The following is an 18,228-nucleotide window of genomic DNA, read 5'->3' as shown; positions in this document are numbered from 1 at the left end:
GCTGCCAGGTCTATCCGGCCCCATCCACGTACGCGTCGACCTCGATCTCCACGAGGTGTTCGGGCGCGATCAGTGCGGATACCTCGACCATGGTCGCCACAGGCATGATGTCGCCGAACACCTCTGCATGGACCGCGCCGACATCAACCCAGCGCGACATGTCCGTCACGTAGATCCGGGTACGCACCACGTCCGACAGGGCAGCGCCGACGTCTTGCAGTGCGATCGCTATGCGCCGCAACGCGTCCCGGGCCTGTTCCGCGGCACCATCACCGGCGCCGGTCGTGCCCGCAACAGCGACGTAGGGTCCCGTGCGTACTGCCCGCGAGTATCCGACCGTGGCCTCGTACTCGGAGCCGGACGACACGTTGCGGCGCTTCACCTGTCACAACGTAGTCGGCGCTGCGGCCAGTGCAACGGGTTTACAGTTCGGCCATTGACTGACAACCTAGACTGACCCACCGTGGGCATTCTTCTGGGCTTCGCGCCGTGGATCGTCTATTGGGTTCTCGTCGGCAACGTCCCCTTCCATACCGCGGTAGTGGTCGCGTTCGCGATCGCCGTGCTGTCGTTCGTTATCGGACGCGTGAAGGGATCGGCGGGCCGCACGCTCGAAATAGGCGCCATCGCAACGTTTTTAGTGCTGACGGTCCTGACCTTCACGTTGAGCGACCAGTTCATGCAGCAGTGGATGCAGCCGCTGAGCAACGTCGGCATCTTCCTGGTGGCACTGGGCAGCATCCTGGTCGGCAGGCCGTTCGTACGTGAGTTCGCCGAGGTCGGTCAGCCGAAAGAAATCATCGAGACCGAGGTCTTCAAGCGCATCACCTCGGTGCTGACGTGGATCTGGGTGGCCGCGTTCGCAGGGATGACGGTGTCGTCGGCCATTCCGCCGATCGTGTACGGCGAAGCGACCATCCTCGACACCAAAACACCGCTGTCGTTCGTCTGCTACTGGGTTGTCCCGTTCTCACTGCTGGGGCTCGCGGCGCTGGCGTCGCGACTGCTTCCCGAGCGGATGGCTCCGCCCGAGGAGGAGATCGTGCGTAACACCACGTTCGTCGCCTTCGCCGAGGCCGAGATCGACCAGTTGATCTACCTCGCCACCGAGCACGCCAACCGGGAGGTCGGCGCGGGCAAGGAGGCGTTCGACATTCGCATAGGCAGCAAGGGCGTGCCGCTGGTCGGCGACGAGACCAGGGAATCGTGGCCCTCGACGTACAAGGTGCGCGAAAAGAAGCGCTGAGTCGGCCTGCTAGGCCGGAGCGGCCTCCACGATCGACATCATCGGCGTCGCGGTGTCGACGACGCGCGTGAGCCGGAATCCGCATCGCGACAACAGATTGGCGAACTCTGCGCGGGTGCGCTCCCGGCCGCCGGGGGAAACAAGCATCTCCATATCGAGGACGGCTCCCCAGTTCGAGGTCGCGCGCTCGGGCAGCACGAGCTCAAGCAGCAGCAGTCGGCCGTTCGGCGCGATCGCGGTGCGGACGTTGCGCAGGATCTTCTCGGAGATGTCGTCGTCCCAGTCGTGGATGATCGACTTCATCACGTAGGCGTCCGCGCCGTCGGGCACCGAGTCCATGAACGAGCCGCCCTCGACGGCACAACGATTCGCGACGCCGGCAGCCTCGAGCACCGGCCCGGCGCCCGCGACGACCGACGGAAGGTCGTAAAGCACGCCGCGAGCCGTCGGAGCCGAGCGCAGGATGGCACTGAGCAGGTTGCCGTGGCCACCGCCGACGTCGGCGATGAGCTTGAAGCCGGAGAAGTCATACACCGGGAGCACCGTCTCGTTGGCCAACGCCGCCATCGATGACATGGCGTCGTTGAAGATCGCCGCCTGTTCGGGGGCCTCGTCGAGGTGCTCGAAATACGACTTGCCGTATAGCTTTTCGGGTGAAGGTTTACCCGTCTGCACCGAGTAGAGCAGCTCGCCCCACTCCGCCCAGTGCTCAGGAGACCCGATGAACAAGACCATCGACCGCAGAGAGTTGGGCGCATCTGCGCGCAGCGCTTCACCCATCGCGGCCAACTCGAACCGGCCATCCTGGAGCTGGTGAAACACGTCGCGGCCGGCGAGCATGCGCATCAAGCGAAACACCGAGTCGGGATGCGCGCCCACTTTCGCAGCAACCTGATCGGCGGTCTTGGGGCCGTTCGCGAGCTCGTCTGCGATGCCGAGCTTGGCGGCGACGTAGAGAGCTTGAGTCACCCAGGCGCCCTGCGCCGTCTCGAGCAGCGCGACGTAGCCGGGCACCATCGCCCGGTTGACCTTCTGCAGCGCGGCGCGGGCGGATTCGATGATGCGGACTACGCGGGCGGGCGGGACTTTAGCAGGCTTATCGGGCACGGAGCGCAACCCTACCGGTCGGTAGTGAAACTCCATATTTTCCCGCAAGCACGGACAAATCAGCTTTTTGGAGCCGTGGATACGGTTGTTCCTGCGACTAGCGGTCGGTACGCTTCCGCCGTGCCGGAAATTCGCATCCGCGAGGCCGCCGAACTTCTCGGGGTCAGCGACGACACCGTGCGCCGATGGATCGACGAGGGCGCGTTGACCGCTCATCTCGATGCGTCGGGCCGCAAGGCGATCGACGGGGCCGCGCTGGCCGCGTTCGCGCGGGCTAACGTCAGCGGGGCTCCGAAGGACCCGCTGAGTGTCGCGAGTTCGGCGCGCAACCGGTTCGCCGGGCTAGTGACGAAGGTCGTCACCGACACCGTGATGGCCCAGGTCGAGATGCAGTGCGGACCGTTCACCGTCGTCTCGTTGATGAGCACCGACGCGGTACGAGAACTTCAGCTCGAACCGGGCAGCGTGGCCGTCGCGGTGGTGAAAGCCACGACCGTGATCGTCGAGACTCGCGGCGGCCAATCATGAAGCAGTCCAAGCTGTTTGTATCGACTGCTGCTCTGGCACTCGTGCTGTCCGCATGCGGTTCCGGCGATAAAGCCGGGGATCAGACGATCATGGTGTTCGCGGCGGCGTCACTGAAGTCGACCTTCACCGAGATTGGCGAGCAGTTCGAAACCGACAATGCAGGAGCGACGGTGGAGTTTTCGTTCGCGGGCTCCTCGGATCTGGTCACTCAGCTGACGCAGGGTGCGCAGGCCGATGTCTTCGCGTCCGCCGATACCAAGAACATGGATAAGGCGGCGCAGGCGGGCCTGGTGGACGGCGACCCGGTGAACTTCGCGTCGAACACGTTGACCATCGTCGTCGTGCCGGGAAATCCGAAGCAGGTCAAGTCGTTTCAGGATCTGACGAAGCCTGGTCTCGCCGTGGTGGTGTGCGCGTCCCAGGTGCCGTGTGGCTCGGCTACCCAGAAGGTCGAGGAAGCCACCGACGTGGACATCATGCCCGTCAGTGAGGAATCTTCGGTCAGCGATGTGCTCAACAAGGTGACGACGGGCCAGGCCGACGCCGGACTCGTGTACGTTACCGATGCGATCGGCGCGGGGGACAAGGTCACCGCGGTACCGTTCCCCGAATCCGCCGACGCGCTGAATACCTATCCGATCGCCGCGCTGAAGTCATCCGAGCATCAGGAACTGACCCGCAAGTTCATCGAAGCCGTCACGGGCGAAGCCGGGCAGAAGACGTTGAGCACGGCCGGCTTCGCCAAACCCTGATCGCTAGTCGAGGTAGTCGCGCAGCACCTGAGAGCGGCTTGGGTGGCGCAGCTTCGACATCGTCTTGGACTCGATCTGACGGATGCGCTCACGCGTCACGCCGTAGACCTGACCGATCTCGTCGAGCGTGCGCGGCTGGCCGTCAGTGAGACCGAACCGAAGTCGCACGACACCGGCTTCGCGTTCGGACAGCGTCTCCAGCACCGACTGCAACTGATCCTGCAGCAGCGTGAAGCTCACCGCGTCGACCGCGACGACGGCCTCGGAGTCCTCGATGAAATCACCGAGCTGCGAATCGCCTTCATCGCCGATGGTCTGGTCCAGCGAGATCGGCTCACGCGCGTACTGCTGGATCTCCAGCACCTTCTCCGGCGTGATGTCCATTTCCTTGGCCAGCTCTTCGGGCGTGGGCTCGCGGCCCAGGTCCTGCAGCAGCTCACGCTGGATGCGGCCGAGCTTGTTGATGACCTCGACCATGTGCACCGGGATGCGGATGGTGCGGGCCTGGTCGGCCATCGCGCGGGTGATCGCCTGGCGGATCCACCACGTCGCGTACGTGGAGAACTTGTAACCCTTGGTGTAGTCGAACTTCTCGACTGCACGGATCAGACCGAGGTTCCCTTCCTGGATGAGATCCAGGAACGCCATGCCGCGGCCGGTGTAGCGCTTGGCCAGCGACACCACCAGCCGCAGGTTCGCTTCCAGCAGATGGTTTTTCGCGCGGTCGCCGTCGCGGCAGATCCACGCCATGTCGCGACGCTGCGCCGCAGGCAACTTCTCGCCCTTGTCGGCGAGTTCAGCCATCAGCTGGGTGGCGTACAGCCCGGCCTCGATGCGCTTGGCGAGCTCGACCTCTTCCTCGGCGTTGAGCAGCGCGACCTTGCCGATCTGCTTCAGGTAGGCGCGCACCGAGTCGGCCGAAGCGGTCAGCTCGGCATCCTTGCGGGCCTGCCGCAGAGCCTCGGATTCCTCTTCGTCCCAGACGAAGTCGCCGGAAGCCTTGTCTTTCTCGCTCGGCTCGGCGATCTCGTCGTCGTCGGCGGCTGGTGCCGCGGTGGCGACCTTGGCGGCGGGCTTGGCGGCTGCGTCGCCCTCGGCCTCTTCGCCGTCGCTGTCGTCGGCATCATCGTCGCCGGCCTCGTCATCGACCTCGATGTCGGTCAGGTCGATGTCGGCGTCATCTACCTCGATATCGCCGTCGGGCTCACCGTCGAGCTCTTCGGTTTCGAGGGCCTCTGCATCGACGTCGCCCTTGGTCGCTTCCTCAGGCGAGGTGGCCTTCTTGGCGCGGCCGCGGGTGGCCGGCGCGCCATCGGTCTTTGCCTTGGCGGCTCGTTTGGCGGGCGCAGCCTTGGCCGCCGCTTTGGTCGCCTTGGCGGGCGCCGTCGCTTTTGTCGCCTTCGCGGCAGTTGTCTTGGCAGCCTTTTTCGCTGGCGCCGAACCGTTGGCGGACTTGGCCGCCGGCGCCTTCTTGGCCGCGGTCTTGGTAGCGGTGCGCTTCACCGGTTGATCGGCTGCCGGGCTTGCCTTTGTCGCTGCCACGTCACTCTTTCGTCGTACTTCGTTCCGGTGGGCAGTGCAGATCCCACCGCAGGTTGGGACCATGCGCCATCGAAAAATGTCGGCTGTCGAATATCGGCGGTTTGATTTCGCCGCTATCCGGGCTACGGCCGCCGTCGACCATTGTAACGACAGTGTGTGCGGCTGCCGCGTTGAGCGGCAAATTCGATGGTTTCGGCGCGGCTACTTGCCAGTAGCTGTGACGTCGACCTCAGCGGCCATCGCGGCGCCGACGATGCCGGCGGTGTTCTGCAGTGCCGCCGCCACGACCGGGGTGCGGTTCTGCAGCAGTGGAACCCATTTGTCGGCCTTACGGCTGATGCCGCCGCCCGCGATGAACAGGTCGGGCCAGATCGCGTTCTCAATCGCTACCAGCACCTTTGTCACCTCTTTAGTCCAGCGTTCGTAGCTCCAGTCTTTCTTTTCCTTGACCGAGGATGCCGCGCGGTGCTCGGCTTCCTTGCCGTCGACCTCGAGGTGGCCGAACTCGGTGTTGGGCAGCAGGACACCGTTGTGAATCACCGCCGAGCCGATGCCGGTGCCGAAGGTCAGCAGCACGATGACGCCGGTGTTGTCTCGGCCCGCGCCGAACCTCTCCTCGGCCAGTCCGGCCGCGTCGGCGTCGTTGAGCACCGTCACCTGCTGGCCATCGAGCGCCTTGCTGTAGAACTCGCTGACGTTGCTGCCGATCCAGCTCTTGTCGACGTTGGCGGCGGTGTGCACGATCCCGTCGGACACCACGCCGGGATATGTGACGCCGACTTTCTCGGTCCAGCCGAACTCGCGCACCACGGCCGCCACGGTCTTGCTGACCGCGTCGGGGGTCGCCGGCTGCGGGGTCTCGAGTTTGAAGCGGTCGCCGATCAGCAGACCGGTGTCGAGGTCGACGATCCCGCCCTTGACGCCGCTTCCGCCAACGTCGATACCGAAGCCGCGGCGTTGGCCCGCGCCGCTGTCCGCTGCACCCGCGGCTGAATCGGTGGCTGTCATCGGCGCTCCTTTGGGATCGGCCCCGCACTGCGATGCGCCACACACCTTAACGGCTCCGCAAAAACCATGTGCGGCAGTCGCGCAACCGGTTGGCGACGAGGGGCCGCGCGTGCGGCAGGACTGTGTTGCGATAGGCGGGTGGTCGAAAACACCCCGGCGGGCCGGGAATCATTGACCGATCCCGCCGCACTGCGTTCGGTAGCCGAACAACTGGCCACCGAGGCGGCCACATTCGTGCGAGCGCGCCGCGCCGAAGTCTTCGGCGACCGGAGCGCCGCCTCGCCGGTGCGGTCGAAGAGCACGCCGACGGACCCCGTCACCGTTGTCGACACCGAAACCGAGGCGCTGCTGCGCGACAGGCTGGCGGTCCTGCGCCCGGGGGAGCCCGTGATGGGTGAGGAGCAGGGCGGAACGAACGATGGACGGCTCACATGGGTGGTCGATCCCATCGACGGCACCGTGAACTTCGTTTACGACCTCGAGGCGTACGCGGTGTCGGTCGGCGTGCAGCGCGACGGGGCTTCGGTGGCCGGGGCGGTCGCGAATGTGCCGACCGGAGCGCTGTACTCCGCGGCGGTGGGTCACGGCGCGCATCTGCGCCGCGGGGGAGTGACGACGCGTTTGCGGGCCAGCGCCGCCTCTGAGTTGTCAATGTCGTTGGTGGGCACCGGCTTTTCGTATGCCGCCGAGAAACGGGCACGGCAGGCACAGATCCTCACCGAGGTGCTGCCGGCCGTTCGCGACATCCGTCGTTTCGGGTCGTGTGCACTCGACCTCTGCATGGTGGCCGCCGGCGGACTGGACGCCTACTACGAGGACGGTGTGCACGTGTGGGACTGGGCCGCGGCCGCGCTGATCGCCGCCGAGGCCGGGGCAGCACTGCGGCTACCCGCCAGTGACGGCACGCCGGGCCTGATCGTTGCGTCGGCACCCGGAATATCCGACGAGCTGGCGGCGGTGCTGAATCGGTCGGGCGCGCTGTAAGTGCAAATTTCTTGGGCGCGAGCGGAATACGTGCCTAGCAGGTGCTGGAGTGAATCTTCTCCAGCAGTGCCGTGTCGATCGTCTGCGTCGCATCGGGACGCAGGCTGGCGAGCGCGGCGTCGATGTCGTCGCTGTGACTCAGTTCGGTGAACTCGGTGCCGATCGCCAGATCGACCGTGTCGTCGGTGCGCTTGTCCTCGAACAATTCGGTGCACGGCGCGACCAGCCAGACCGCGGCGGCGGCCGCTCGCCCGGAGGGGCCGAACCGGATCTGGCCCTGGCACGTCAGCCGCGCGCTGGCGTAGACGGCGTCATTGGCTGCCGTCGGCTCGGCGAAACCCTGATCGCGCAGCGCGCCGGCCACTTCGGCGGCCTGGCCGCCCTGGCCGCTCGCATTGAGGACTCTGATCTTGGCGTCGGCGAGCTTGGCGGGGGTGACGTCGACCATCTCGCTGCGGGTCAGCTGCTCTCCGAGCGCCGGTGGCGGGTTGTTCGCGTCTGCCGGCGGAGGCGGTGGATTGCACGCCAGGGTCTCTTCCACGGCGACCGGCTGGTTGAGGGCGATGACCCAGATGGTCAGCGTCACGACGGCCAGGGCGACGAGCACCAGAATCCCAGGCAGGTAATTGCGATGCCGGAATGGGCGACCGTGTCTGTCGAATGCCGTACCCTCTGTGATTTGCGCGACCACGAGAGCACTCTAAAGGCCCCGTCGCTGCGACCTCGCGGTGGCATCTACGAGACTGTGATGTAAATCACAGTGCAACGTGTTTCAATCCGGGCACGAATCATTTGGTGGATGCGTTCGACGCTGGTACAAAGCACTGCTGCAAGGTCTGATGGAGGGGACACGAAATGGCTACCGATTACGACGCCCCGCGGCGTACCGAAACAGATGACGTTTCGGAGGATTCGCTGGAGGAGCTGAAGGCGCGGCGTAACGAGGCCCAGTCCGCCGTTGTTGACGTCGACGAGTCTGAATCCGCCGAATCTTTCGAACTGCCCGGAGCCGACCTGTCCGGTGAGGAGCTGTCGGTCCGCGTCATCCCGAAACAAGCTGATGAGTTCACCTGCTCGAGCTGCTTCCTGGTCCATCACCGCAGTCGTCTCGCCAGCGAGAAGAACGGCCTGATGATCTGCACCGACTGCGCGGCCTGACAACCTCAGGAACTGCGCAGCGCCGCCAGCACCCGGTCGGGGTGACGGCAACTCACCAGCCAATACGGCGTCGGATCGTCCAGATCGTCGAGAACCAGAAGAATCATGGGGCCGATCCATGCCTTGTGCACGACGTAGGCGGCCGGATCCAGCTGACGTCCCAGGGCGGCGGATTTCGCGCTGCGCGGAACTTCGGCCGACCGGGAGATGACGCTGACGGGCAGATGCGCGTCGCCGACCCACAGCTCGGTTTCACCCGTCCCCTGGACCACACGCACCTGCGTGTTGCCCAACATCAGCAGCACGACGGCCGCGACCGGCAGCAATACGGCGTAGGGCAGCCAGACCGGGATCGCAGGCACGCCCTGGTTGACTTCGAGTGCGATCAGCGCGGCCAATCCCATGCCGGGCAGCCACCACCACCACGGCACCATCAGCCGTTCGCGGTAGCGAACGGTTTGGGACGTGGCGCGCGTGTCGGACACGGGGCCAAGAGTAATCTCTGACGTCGTGTCCACCACTCTCGCGGTCGTGCGCCTGGACCCCGATCTGCCCATGCCGAGTCGTGCCCATGAGGGCGACGCGGGTGTCGATCTGTTCAGCGCCACCGAGGTCGAACTGGCTCCGGGTCAGCGTGCGCTCGTGCCGACCGGCATCGCGGTCGCCATCCCGCACGGGATGGTCGGACTGATTCACCCGCGTTCGGGTTTGGCTGCCCGCGTGGGACTTTCGATCGTGAACAGCCCCGGTACGGTCGACGCCGGATACCGCGGCGAGATCAAGGTGTCATTGATCAATCTCGACCCGGTTGAACCCATTGTCGTGCACCGCGGAGACCGGATCGCACAGCTTTTGGTTCAGCGCGTCGAGCTGCCCGAACTGGTCGAGGTGACGTCGTTCGACGAAGCTGGTCTGGCAGACACTTCCCGTGGCGACGGCGGCCACGGTTCCTCCGGCGGACATGCGAGTTTGTGAAATGGCATTCGGTAAGCAAAAAGGCGACGAGAGCGGCAGCAGCGGTGACAGCGGAGACGAGGTCACCCCGGTGACCGAAAATGACGACGACCTGGATGGTCCGTTCGACATCGAGGACTTCGACGATCCGGCGGTTGCGGCCGAAGGACGTCTCGACCTGGGTTCGGTGCTCATACCGCTGCCGGAGGCCGGGCAGGTGCAGGTGGAGCTCACCCAGCAGGGTGTGCCCAGTGCGGTGTGGGTCGTCACGCCCTACGGCCGGTTCACCGTCGCCGCCTACGCCGCACCCAAGTCCGCGGGCCTGTGGCGTGAGGTCGCCGCCGAACTGGCGGAGTCGTTGCGTAAGGACGCCGCGCAGGTGGCGATCAAGGACGGCCGGTGGGGCCGTGAGGTCGTCGGCGCGGCGCCGGGCGCCCAGGAATCCGGTGTGGTGCGGTTCATCGGCGTCGACGGCTATCGCTGGATGATTCGGTGCGTCGTGAACGGCCCCGAGGAGAGCGCCGACGCGCTTGCGAAGCAGGCGCGAGATGCGCTGGCCGACACCGTGGTTCGCCGCGGCGACACCCCGTTGCCGGTGCGCACCCCGCTGCCGGTCGAGCTGCCCGAACCGATGGCGAACCAGCTGCGGGCCGCCGCGGCTCAGCAGGCGCAGCAGGCTGGCGATCAGCAGCCGGCAGCGCCGACGCCGGCCGCGCGCCGCAGCGAGCAGGGTTCGGCCATGCAGCAATTGCGAACCATCACCGGCGGATAGCGATTTCGGTGTGATCGGTCGCGGTCAGCGCGACTGACTACACCGAAGTCACGCCTCCAGCAGCGCGGACACGCAGGCAGCGCCCAGCACGGCCGGGTCGGCGCCCAACTCGTCGAGCGTGATCGTGCGCAAGGCCGCACGCGGTGCCGCCGTCATCCACTCGACGCCCACCTCCACCGGGTGCACCGGATCGTCGGTGGCCGCCGCGATGCCCATCGGGACCGCCAGCCGTTCCAACTCGCTGCACGTCGGCGCCACGTAGGTCGCCGCGGCGTCCATCGCGTCGGGCAGCGACGGCCACTGGCCCACCCAAGACCGGGTGAGCTCGTCGGCCAGCCACTGCGGGCTGCCCGCCCGCATCTGCGCGGTGGCCGACGCCAGCCCGTCGCGTCGCAGCACACTCGCTGAGTGGCGCGCAGCTATCGCGGCGGGCGCCATGTCCGGTGCGCCCGTCCACGCCGGCAGCGCCGCGAGGACTGCGACCGTGCGGCCGGGATAAGCAAGCGCCCACGCGGCCGCCACCGCGGCACCGATGGACACCCCGCCGACAGCGATCGGCGCTGTGCGCGCCGCGTTGTCCAGAGCGTCGTGATACCCGTCGACGAGTCGGGCAGGTTGGGGCTTGGGGGTGACGACCACGGCGCCCTGGTCATGGAGGGCCGCCGAAAACGCCCGGTACACGTAGTCGTCGTCGGATCCGGTGCCGGGCAGCAGCACCGTCGTGACGCCGCGCAGAATGACGCTCATCACACGATGGTGCCTTGAAAACTGCCTGATCGGCGCGTCGACTCACCCCGCGTGGCAGATCGGAACCAAGAGGTCTACCGTGGCGTTGTTCGGGGTATAGATCAACGGTAGATCTGCGGAACGTTCAGGAGAGACCATGGCTACGGCCGAAGGGTACCTACGCCGACTGACCCGGCGGCTGACTGAGGCCCCGGAACAACTCGACGTCGAAGAGCTGAGTGACGAAGCCGCCAACACCGGCGCCTCCAAGGCGATCGACTGTCAACGCGGGCAGGAAGTCACCATGGTCGGCACCCTGCGCAGCGTCGAATGCAACGGCAAAGGCTGCGCGGGCGGCGTCAAGGCCGAACTGTTCGACGGCACCGACACCGTGATGCTGGTCTGGCTCGGCCAGCGTCGGATCCCCGGCATCGAATCGGGCCGCATGCTCAAGGTCCATGGCCGCGTCGGCAAACTGGACAACGGCACCAAAGCGATCTACAACCCGCACTACGAGATCCAAAAGTGAGTGACCCCGGACCTGAACCGGGGAAGCGTTCCAGCAAGGCACACGCCGTCCTGGAGCAAATGGGCGGCGTCAGCGGTCTGATCTACTCCTCGCTACCGGTGGTGGCGTTCGTCCCGGTATCCCAATTCTTCGGGCTCACCGCAGCCATCTACTCCGCCCTCGGTATCGCCGCGCTCATCCTGGTGTGGCGACTGGTACGCCGCGAGTCCACCCAGCCGGCGATCTCCGGATTCATCGGTGTCGGCATCTGCGCGGCGATCGCCTATTTCATGGGCGAGTCCAAAGGCTATTTCCTGCTTGGCATTTGGTCGTCGTTGATCTGGGCATCCGTCTTCACGCTGTCAGTGGTTATCCGCCGTCCCGTCGTCGGCTACGTCTGGGGCTGGGTCAACGACCACGATCGCGATTGGCGCGAGGTGCGCAAGGCGGTCCGGGCGTTCGACATCGCGACGATGGTGTGGGTGCTCGTCTTCGGCTCCCGCTTCGTCGTCCAGCACCACCTCTACGACGCCGATCAGACGGGCTGGTTGGGTGTCGCACGCATCTCGATGGGTTGGCCGCTGACGGCGGTGGCGGCATTGGTCACCTATCTCGCCATCCGGGCGGCGCAACGGGCGATCCACGCCGAGAGCCCCGAAGCCTCTGAGGTCGAAGCCCTTCCGGGAGACGCACAGAGCGAGACTCCGGGCGTAACGCAGCCGGATGCCCACTGAGCCTGACGATCTGAGTCGTCGCCGCGACGACGACACCGACAAGCCGCTCGTCGCGGTTGCCGTGCTGGCGTCCTTCGTCGCGTTTCTCGACGGGTCCGTGGTCAATCTGGCGTTGCCCGCGATCGGGCGCGACTTCGGCGGCGGTTTGGCGCTGCAGCAGTGGGTGGTCGACGGCTACCTGCTCACACTCGGCGCGCTGATCCTCGTCGCCGGGGCGATCTCCGACCAGTTCGGCCGGCTCGCGGTGTTGCGTATGGGCCTCGCGGTATTCGCGGTGTCCTCGGCGCTGTGCGCGGTGGCGCCCACCGGCTGGGTGCTCGTCGCGGCGCGTTGTTTGCAGGGCATCGGCGCGGCGTTCCTGGTGCCGAGTTCGCTCGCGATGATCAACTCCCGCTTCTCCGGGGCGGCCCAAGCCCGCGCGATCGGAACCTGGACCGCTTGGACTGGAACGGCTTTCGTGGTCGGGCCACTCTTGGGCGGCGTCTTGGTCGACGCGCTGAACTGGCGGTGGATCTTCGGGGTCAACCTCGTCCCGCTGGCGATGACGCTCTACCTCGCGACCAAGTTGCCCGCGGGTGAGTTCGCCGCCTCGAATCGGTCGGCGCGCGTCGACGTCGTCGGGGCGGTGCTGAACGCGGTCGGTCTCACCGGTGCGGTGTACGCCCTGATCGAGGGTCAGCGGCTGGGCTTTTCGCATCCCGCGGTCGTCGTCGCTCTCGCGATCGGTCTCGTGTGCCTGATCGCGTTCCCGTTGTGGGAGTGGCGAACACCGGCGCCGATGATGCCGCTGCACATCTTCACGGCCCGCAATTTCGCCGTCGGGAACCTGGCCACGGTTTTCCTCTACGCGGGTGTCTCGCTCGGCATGCTCGTCGTCGGGCTGTTCCTGCAGGAGACTGCCGGGCTGTCGGCTACGGCCGCGGGTTTGGCCAGTCTGCCCGTGCCGGTGCTCTCGTTTCTCCTGGCCCGCCGGTTCGGCACACTGGCCGGCAGACACGGGCCGCGGCTGTTCATGGCGGTCGGACCGCTGATCGCTGCGGTCGGCTATCTGCTGATGTCTCGGGCTGCTGAGCCGTTCGACTTCTGGACGCAGATGTTGCCCGGCCTCGTGGTGTTCGGACTCGGATTGACCATCACCGTGTCGCCCCTCACGGCAGCGATTCTGGCTGCGGTCGATCCCGTACAGAGCGGTATCGGTTCGGCGATCAACAACGCGGTGTCCCGCATCTCGGGCCTGATCGCGATCGCTTTCACAGGCGTGATCATCGCCCTGGGCGAGCGAAGCGACGGGAACGGTGTCAGCGCAGTCGATTTCGCGGGGTTCCGGCAGGGAATGTTGGTAACGGCAGTGCTCTTCGTGCTCGCCGGGGTGATTTCTGCGGTGGGTATCCGCAATGAGCAAAGCGATCTCGGCCGCGTCTCAGCGGAGTCAACGGCGCCCTGTCACGACAGGGCGACCCCGCCGCCGGTCTACACCCCGCGGACGGTCAGCGCGCCTCGGGATTGAGTAACAATTCCTGCAGTCGATCCTCGACCTCGGTGACCGCGACGAACAGCAGTTCGTCGCCACCCTCCAGCGGCTCGTCGCCCTCGGGCACGATCACGCGCGGACCGCGCAGGATTGTCACCAGCGTGGCGTCGCGGGGAAGTTCGAGACGTTTGACGGGTTTTCCGCCCCACGGGGTGTCGTCGGGCAGGGTGATCTCCACCAGGTTCGCCTGACCTTTGCGGAACTCCATCAGCCGCACCAGATCGCCGACGGCGACGGCTTCCTCGACCAGTGAGGCCAACATGCGTGGTGTGGACACCGCCACGTCGACGCCCCAGTTCTCGTCGAACAGCCACTCGTTGCGGGGGTCGTTGACGCGGGCCACCACGCGGGGCACGGCGAACTCGGTCTTGGCCAGCAGGCTGACGACCACGTTGACCTTGTCGTCGCCCGTTGCGGCGATCACGACGTCGAAATCCTGCAGTCCGACCGACTCCAGCACGGTCAGCTCGCACGCGTCGCCCAGGCGCCACTGGGCGGCGGGAATCGCGTCGACGTCGATGTGGTCGGTGTTGCGTTCGAGCAGTGTGACCTCGTGGCTGTCGACGAGCTCCCTGGCGATCGACCGTCCGACCGCGCCCGCCCCGGCGATGGCGACCCTCATTGCGCCTCGTCGTCCTCGCCGGGCGGCAGCGCCGCGATGGCCAGCGCCTCGGCGATATGTCCGGCGATGGCGGCCATGAACACCTGATCGCCCGCCTGGACGACGGTCTTGGCGTCGGGCAGGTAGCCCTCGCCGAAGCGGATCAGGAACGCCACCCGGCCACCGGTGGCGGATTCGAGGTTTGTCAGCCGCCGGCCGACCCATTCCTCGTGCAGCGCCAGCTCGGTCACGCCGACGTTGCCTGACGGGTCGCGCCACTTAGTGGTCTCGGTTTCACGGGTCAGCACGTTGAGCAGCCGGTCGGTCGTCCACGGCACGGTGGCGACGGTCGGAATGCCCAGCCGCTCGTAGACCGCGGCACGTTTGGCGTCGTAGATGCGCGCCACCACGCGCTCGACGCTGAACGTCTCACGGGCGACACGCGCGGAGATGATGTTGGAATTGTCACCTGACGACACGGCCGCGAATGCGCCAGCATCCTCGATACCCGCCCGCAGCAGCACGTCGCGGTCGAATCCCATGCCCAACACCCGCTCGCCAGGGAAGTCGGGGGACAGACGGTGAAACGCGGTGCTGTCCCGGTCGATGACCGCAACGTCGTGGCCGATACGGGCCAGACTGTCGGACAGCGACGCGCCGACGCGGCCGCATCCCATCACCACTACTCGCACCTGTTGGTCCCTTCCGGTCGAACCTGCGCACTCGGAACGCTACAACCATTCACCACTGGGCTTACCCTTGGCACTCGTGTCAAAGCTTTCGACCGTCACGCGGCGGTTGTTTCTCGGCAAGCCGTTCCGCAGCGACAAGCTGGCGCACACCCTGCTGCCCAAGCGGATCGCCCTGCCGGTGTTCGCCTCCGACGCACTGTCCTCGGTGGCCTACGCGCCGGAGGAAATCTTCCTGGTGCTCTCGGTCGCGGGCCTGACGGCGTATTCGATGACACCGTGGATCGGTCTGGCCGTTGCCGGGGTCATGCTCGTCGTGATCGCAAGCTACCGGCAGAACGTGCATGCGTATCCGTCGGGCGGCGGCGACTACGAGGTGGTCACTACCAACCTCGGTCCGACCGCGGGTCTGACGGTCGCCAGCGCGCTTCTGGTCGACTACGTGCTGACGGTCGCGGTGTCGATGTCCTCGGCGATGTCGAACATCGGGTCGGCGGTGCCGTTCATCAATCAGCACAAGGTGTTGTTCGCTGTTATCGCCATACTGCTGTTGGCGTCGATCAACCTCCGCGGTATCCGGGAATCCGGCACCGCGTTCGCGATTCCTACCTATGCGTTCATGGTCGGCATCTTCATCATGCTCGGGTGGGGTTTCTTCCAGATCTATGTGCTCGACACGCCGCTGCGCGCGGAGTCGGCCGGCTTCGAGATGCACCCCGACCATGGCGAGATTCTCGGTTTCGCGCTCGTATTTCTTGTGGCGCGGGCGTTCTCGTCGGGCAGTGCGGCGTTGACCGGAGTCGAGGCCATCAGCAATGGCGTTCCAGCATTCCGGAAACCCAAGTCGCGCAACGCCGCGACGACGCTGGCGCTGCTGGGTGCGATCGCCATCACGCTGTTCATGGGAATCATCATGCTGGCCAAGGAAACCGGCGTGCAGATCGTCGAGCATCCACAGACACAGCTGGTGGGCGCCCCAGCCGATTATCACCAGAAGACCTTGATCGCCCAGCTGGCCGACGCGGTCTTCCACGACTTCACGATCGGGCTGTATCTGATCGCCGGTGTCACGGCGTTGATCCTCGTGCTGGCGGCCAACACCGCGTTCAACGGGTTCCCCGTGCTGGCTTCGATTCTCGCCCAGGACCGTTACCTGCCGCGGCAGCTGCACACCCGCGGTGACCGGCTGGCGTTCTCCAACGGAATCCTGTTCCTGGCATTGGCCGCCGTCGCATTCGTCGTGGCCTTCCAGGCCGAGGTGACGGCACTCATCCAGCTCTACATCGTGGGTGTGTTCGTGTCGTTCACGCTGAGCCAGATCGGCATGGTGCGGCACTGGACCCGACTGTTGCGCACCGAGACCGAGGCCGCCGTGCGGGCCAATATGAAGCGGTCGCGGGTGATCAACACCATCGGATGCGTATGCACGGCAACTGTTTTGGTCATCGTGGTGGTGACGAAATTCGTCGCGGGCGCGTGGATCGCAATCCTCGCGATGGGTGCATTGTTCGTCATCATGAAATCGATCCAGAAGCACTACAACACCGTCGCGCGCGAACTGGAAGCCCAAGAGGCCGAAGAAGCCGACAGCATGGTGTTGCCGAGCCGCAACCACGCGATCGTTCTGGTGTCCAAGCTGCATCTGCCGACGATGCGGGCGCTGGCCTACGCCAGGGCAACCCGACCCGACGTGCTCGAGGCCATCACGGTCAGCGTCGACGACGCCGAGACGCGCGCGCTGGTGCACAAGTGGGAAGGCAGCGACATCAGCACCCCGTTGAAGGTGATCGCCTCGCCGTACCGTGAGATCACTCGGCCGGTGCTTGACTACGTCAAACGGGTCAGCAAGGAATCGCCGCGCACCGTGGTGACGGTCTTCATCCCCGAGTATGTGGTCGGTCATTGGTGGGAACAGGTGCTGCACAACCAGAGTGCGCTGCGGCTCAAGGGGCGGCTCTTGTTCGAGCCGAATGTGATGGTGACATCGGTGCCGTGGCAACTGAGTTCGTCGGAACGCCTCAAGACTCTGCAGCCGCAGTCCGCGCCGGGCGACGCACGTAGGGGCTTCCTGGATTGAGCGAAGACGGAACGGTCGACGGGCCGCAGGGCTCGCCGTCCGAACTCACCTTGACCGTGGGGCCGCCCGCCAATGGCGGCAGTTGTGTCGCGCGCCATGACGGTCGTGTGGTGTTCGTCCGCTACGCGCTACCCGGTGAGACGGTCCGGGTCCGGATCAGGGACGGCGCCTCGGATCGAGGATCGTATTGGCACGCCGACGTTGTCGAGGTCATCGACCCTTCCGCGGATCGCGTTGACTCTGTCTGCCCTATCGCCGGGGTGGATGGCGCGGGGTGTTGCGATCTGGCGTTCGCCGATCCGGCTGCGGTGCGGCGACTGAAGGGCGCGGTGGTAGCCAATCAGCTGGTGCGGCTGGGCGGGTACGCCTGGCGTGACGAGGACGACGCGGTGGCCGAGCCGGTAGGCGAGAGCGGGGTCACCGGTTGGCGGACCCGGGTGCGATTGGACACCTCTGCGCTGGGGAAGGCCGGATTTCACCGTTATCACAGCGCTGAACTGGTCACCGATCTCGGTTGTGCGCAGCTGCCGCCTGGCATGCTCGACGGCATCAATGACTGGGTCTGGCCGCAGGGCGCCCATGTCCATGTGGCCGTCGACGACGACGGTGCCCGGCACGTGGTGCAGTCGGGTCCTCGGGAGGGTCGCAAGACCGCCACGCACGTCATCGAGGGTGAATACGAGGCGGTGCAGCGCGTCGGGGACCGGATGTGGCGGGTGCCGGTGACCGCGTTCTGGCAGGCGCACCGCGACGCCCCGCAGGTTTACAGCGGGCTGGTGTCCGAGTGGGCACAGTTGCGTCCGGGAATGACGGCGTGGGATTTGTACGGTGGGGCAGGGATTTTCGCCGCGGCGCTGGCACACTCCGTCGGTGACACCGGGAAGGTCGTCACCGTCGACACGTCGCGCGGCGCGTCACGGTCGGCGCGCGAGGCGCTGGCCGACCTGGGATGGGTTTCGGTCGTCACCGATTCGGTGCGCAGGGCACTGGGCGCACAGCGGCGACGGCCCAACGTCGCGGTGCTGGACCCGCCGCGCACGGGTGCCGGTCGCGAGGTGATCGATCTGCTGGCCCACGCCGAGGTGCCGCGGGTGATTCACATCGGTTGTGAGGCCGCATCATTCGCCCGCGATATCGGGTTGTACCGCGGCCACGGCTATGCGGTCGAGGATCTGCGGGTCTTCGACTCGTTCCCGTTGACGCATCACGTCGAGTGCGTTGCGGTGCTCACCCGTTGACTCTGCGTCCACGGCGCAGAAGTAAACCAATCGACGGCCCTCACCGCAGAGTCAATACGCGATTTCGGGGTAT

General features: G+C 66.2%; 21 protein-coding genes. 12 read left to right on the top strand and 9 right to left on the bottom strand.

Annotated features, from left to right (window positions below):
* Positions 1 to 10 precede the first annotated feature (10 nt).
* The gene (locus ACIA48_RS06005) at positions 11 to 382 is read right to left on the bottom strand and encodes a RidA family protein (RefSeq protein WP_396728700.1); all 372 of its coding nucleotides are present in this window, start codon (positions 380 to 382) and stop codon (positions 11 to 13) included.
* 81 nt (positions 383 to 463) lie between these two features.
* On the opposite strand from ACIA48_RS06005, the gene ACIA48_RS06000 reads away from it, so the two are divergent.
* Positions 464 to 1,246, top strand: a complete 783-nt coding sequence (locus ACIA48_RS06000) for a hypothetical protein (protein ID WP_396728698.1) — start codon at positions 464 to 466, stop codon at positions 1,244 to 1,246.
* Positions 1,247 to 1,255: 9 nt separating this feature from the next.
* Here ACIA48_RS06000 and ACIA48_RS05995 read toward each other — a convergent pair whose 3' ends face one another.
* A complete protein-coding gene (locus tag ACIA48_RS05995; protein WP_396728696.1) occupies positions 1,256 to 2,389 on the bottom strand; it encodes a methyltransferase in 1,134 nt (377 codons plus the stop codon).
* Between the two features lie 84 nt (positions 2,390 to 2,473).
* Here ACIA48_RS05995 and ACIA48_RS05990 point away from each other — a divergent pair, with 84 nt between their 5' ends.
* Together ACIA48_RS05990 and modA are read left to right on the top strand one after the other, a co-directional pair.
* Entirely contained in the window at positions 2,474 to 2,881 is a 408-nt protein-coding gene (locus ACIA48_RS05990) for a molybdopterin-binding protein (RefSeq protein WP_396728694.1), read from the top strand.
* Positions 2,878 to 3,633 (top strand): molybdate ABC transporter substrate-binding protein, encoded by a 756-nt coding sequence (gene modA / locus ACIA48_RS05985; protein ID WP_396728692.1) that lies wholly within the window; start codon positions 2,878 to 2,880, stop codon positions 3,631 to 3,633. Before ACIA48_RS05990 ends, modA begins: the two co-directional genes overlap by 4 nt.
* A gap of 3 nt (positions 3,634 to 3,636) precedes the next feature.
* Here modA and ACIA48_RS05980 read toward each other — a convergent pair whose 3' ends face one another.
* Together ACIA48_RS05980 and ppgK are read right to left on the bottom strand one after the other, a co-directional pair.
* Entirely contained in the window at positions 3,637 to 5,238 is a 1,602-nt protein-coding gene (locus ACIA48_RS05980; RefSeq protein ID WP_396728690.1) for an RNA polymerase sigma factor, read from the bottom strand.
* A gap of 138 nt (positions 5,239 to 5,376) precedes the next feature.
* Positions 5,377 to 6,183, bottom strand: coding sequence for a polyphosphate--glucose phosphotransferase (ppgK, locus tag ACIA48_RS05975; protein ID WP_396728689.1), 807 nt, complete (start codon positions 6,181 to 6,183; stop codon positions 5,377 to 5,379).
* A gap of 66 nt (positions 6,184 to 6,249) precedes the next feature.
* On the opposite strand from ppgK, the gene ACIA48_RS05970 reads away from it, so the two are divergent.
* Entirely contained in the window at positions 6,250 to 7,167 is a 918-nt protein-coding gene (locus tag ACIA48_RS05970; RefSeq protein WP_396728687.1) for an inositol monophosphatase family protein, read from the top strand.
* Between the two features lie 34 nt (positions 7,168 to 7,201).
* Here ACIA48_RS05970 and cei read toward each other — a convergent pair whose 3' ends face one another.
* A complete protein-coding gene (gene cei / locus ACIA48_RS05965; RefSeq protein ID WP_396728685.1) occupies positions 7,202 to 7,858 on the bottom strand; it encodes an envelope integrity protein Cei in 657 nt (218 codons plus the stop codon).
* 164 nt (positions 7,859 to 8,022) lie between these two features.
* On the opposite strand from cei, the gene ACIA48_RS05960 reads away from it, so the two are divergent.
* The gene (locus tag ACIA48_RS05960) at positions 8,023 to 8,325 is read left to right on the top strand and encodes a DUF4193 domain-containing protein (RefSeq protein ID WP_396728683.1); all 303 of its coding nucleotides are present in this window, start codon (positions 8,023 to 8,025) and stop codon (positions 8,323 to 8,325) included.
* Between the two features lie 5 nt (positions 8,326 to 8,330).
* Here the strand turns inward: ACIA48_RS05960 and ACIA48_RS05955 are convergent, their stop codons facing one another.
* Positions 8,331 to 8,810, bottom strand: a complete 480-nt coding sequence (locus ACIA48_RS05955; RefSeq protein ID WP_396728681.1) for a DUF3093 domain-containing protein — start codon at positions 8,808 to 8,810, stop codon at positions 8,331 to 8,333.
* Between the two features lie 25 nt (positions 8,811 to 8,835).
* Between ACIA48_RS05955 and dut the strand changes: the two genes are divergently transcribed.
* Positions 8,836 to 9,300, top strand: coding sequence for a dUTP diphosphatase (gene dut, locus ACIA48_RS05950; RefSeq protein ID WP_396728679.1), 465 nt, complete (start codon positions 8,836 to 8,838; stop codon positions 9,298 to 9,300).
* A 1-nt stretch (position 9,301) separates the two neighbouring features.
* Positions 9,302 to 10,051: a DUF3710 domain-containing protein gene (locus ACIA48_RS05945; protein ID WP_396728677.1), complete on the top strand. Its 750-nt coding sequence runs from the start codon at positions 9,302 to 9,304 to the stop codon at positions 10,049 to 10,051.
* A gap of 48 nt (positions 10,052 to 10,099) precedes the next feature.
* On the opposite strand, the gene ACIA48_RS05940 is transcribed toward ACIA48_RS05945, so the two are convergent.
* Positions 10,100 to 10,798, bottom strand: a complete 699-nt coding sequence (locus tag ACIA48_RS05940; protein WP_396728675.1) for an alpha/beta hydrolase — start codon at positions 10,796 to 10,798, stop codon at positions 10,100 to 10,102.
* Between the two features lie 136 nt (positions 10,799 to 10,934).
* On the opposite strand from ACIA48_RS05940, the gene ACIA48_RS05935 reads away from it, so the two are divergent.
* Genes ACIA48_RS05935 through ACIA48_RS05925 form a run of 3 tightly spaced genes read left to right on the top strand, consistent with a single transcriptional unit; the run spans position 10,935 to position 13,526 of the window.
* On the top strand, positions 10,935 to 11,306 hold the full coding sequence (locus ACIA48_RS05935) for an OB-fold nucleic acid binding domain-containing protein (protein ID WP_396728673.1): 372 nt from the start codon (positions 10,935 to 10,937) through the stop codon (positions 11,304 to 11,306).
* Positions 11,303 to 12,019: a DUF3159 domain-containing protein gene (locus ACIA48_RS05930; RefSeq protein WP_396728671.1), complete on the top strand. Its 717-nt coding sequence runs from the start codon at positions 11,303 to 11,305 to the stop codon at positions 12,017 to 12,019. Before ACIA48_RS05935 ends, ACIA48_RS05930 begins: the two co-directional genes overlap by 4 nt.
* Complete coding sequence (locus ACIA48_RS05925) at positions 12,009 to 13,526, top strand: MFS transporter (protein WP_396728669.1); 1,518 nt, start codon at positions 12,009 to 12,011, stop codon at positions 13,524 to 13,526. Before ACIA48_RS05930 ends, ACIA48_RS05925 begins: the two co-directional genes overlap by 11 nt.
* Here the strand turns inward: ACIA48_RS05925 and ACIA48_RS05920 are convergent.
* Both ACIA48_RS05920 and ACIA48_RS05915 read right to left on the bottom strand, forming a co-directional pair.
* Positions 13,507 to 14,172 (bottom strand): potassium channel family protein, encoded by a 666-nt coding sequence (locus ACIA48_RS05920; RefSeq protein ID WP_396728667.1) that lies wholly within the window; start codon positions 14,170 to 14,172, stop codon positions 13,507 to 13,509. The two genes, ACIA48_RS05925 and ACIA48_RS05920, sit on opposite strands and share 20 nt — an antisense overlap.
* On the bottom strand, positions 14,169 to 14,843 hold the full coding sequence (locus ACIA48_RS05915; RefSeq protein WP_396728665.1) for a potassium channel family protein: 675 nt from the start codon (positions 14,841 to 14,843) through the stop codon (positions 14,169 to 14,171). Before ACIA48_RS05915 ends, ACIA48_RS05920 begins: the two co-directional genes overlap by 4 nt.
* 76 nt (positions 14,844 to 14,919) lie before the next feature.
* Here ACIA48_RS05915 and ACIA48_RS05910 point away from each other — a divergent pair, with 76 nt between their 5' ends.
* Positions 14,920 to 16,917, top strand: coding sequence for an APC family permease (locus ACIA48_RS05910; RefSeq protein ID WP_396728663.1), 1,998 nt, complete (start codon positions 14,920 to 14,922; stop codon positions 16,915 to 16,917).
* Positions 16,914 to 18,155, top strand: coding sequence for a class I SAM-dependent RNA methyltransferase (locus ACIA48_RS05905; RefSeq protein ID WP_396728661.1), 1,242 nt, complete (start codon positions 16,914 to 16,916; stop codon positions 18,153 to 18,155). Before ACIA48_RS05910 ends, ACIA48_RS05905 begins: the two co-directional genes overlap by 4 nt.
* The last annotated feature ends 73 nt before the right edge of the window (positions 18,156 to 18,228 follow it).

It is taken from the genome of Mycobacterium sp. NPDC051804 (genome assembly GCF_044452905.1).
Taxonomy (GTDB): Bacteria; Actinomycetota; Actinomycetes; order Mycobacteriales; family Mycobacteriaceae; genus Mycobacterium.
Note: the sequence above shows the minus strand (reverse complement) of the source record. Positions and strands in the feature narration are given on the sequence as shown.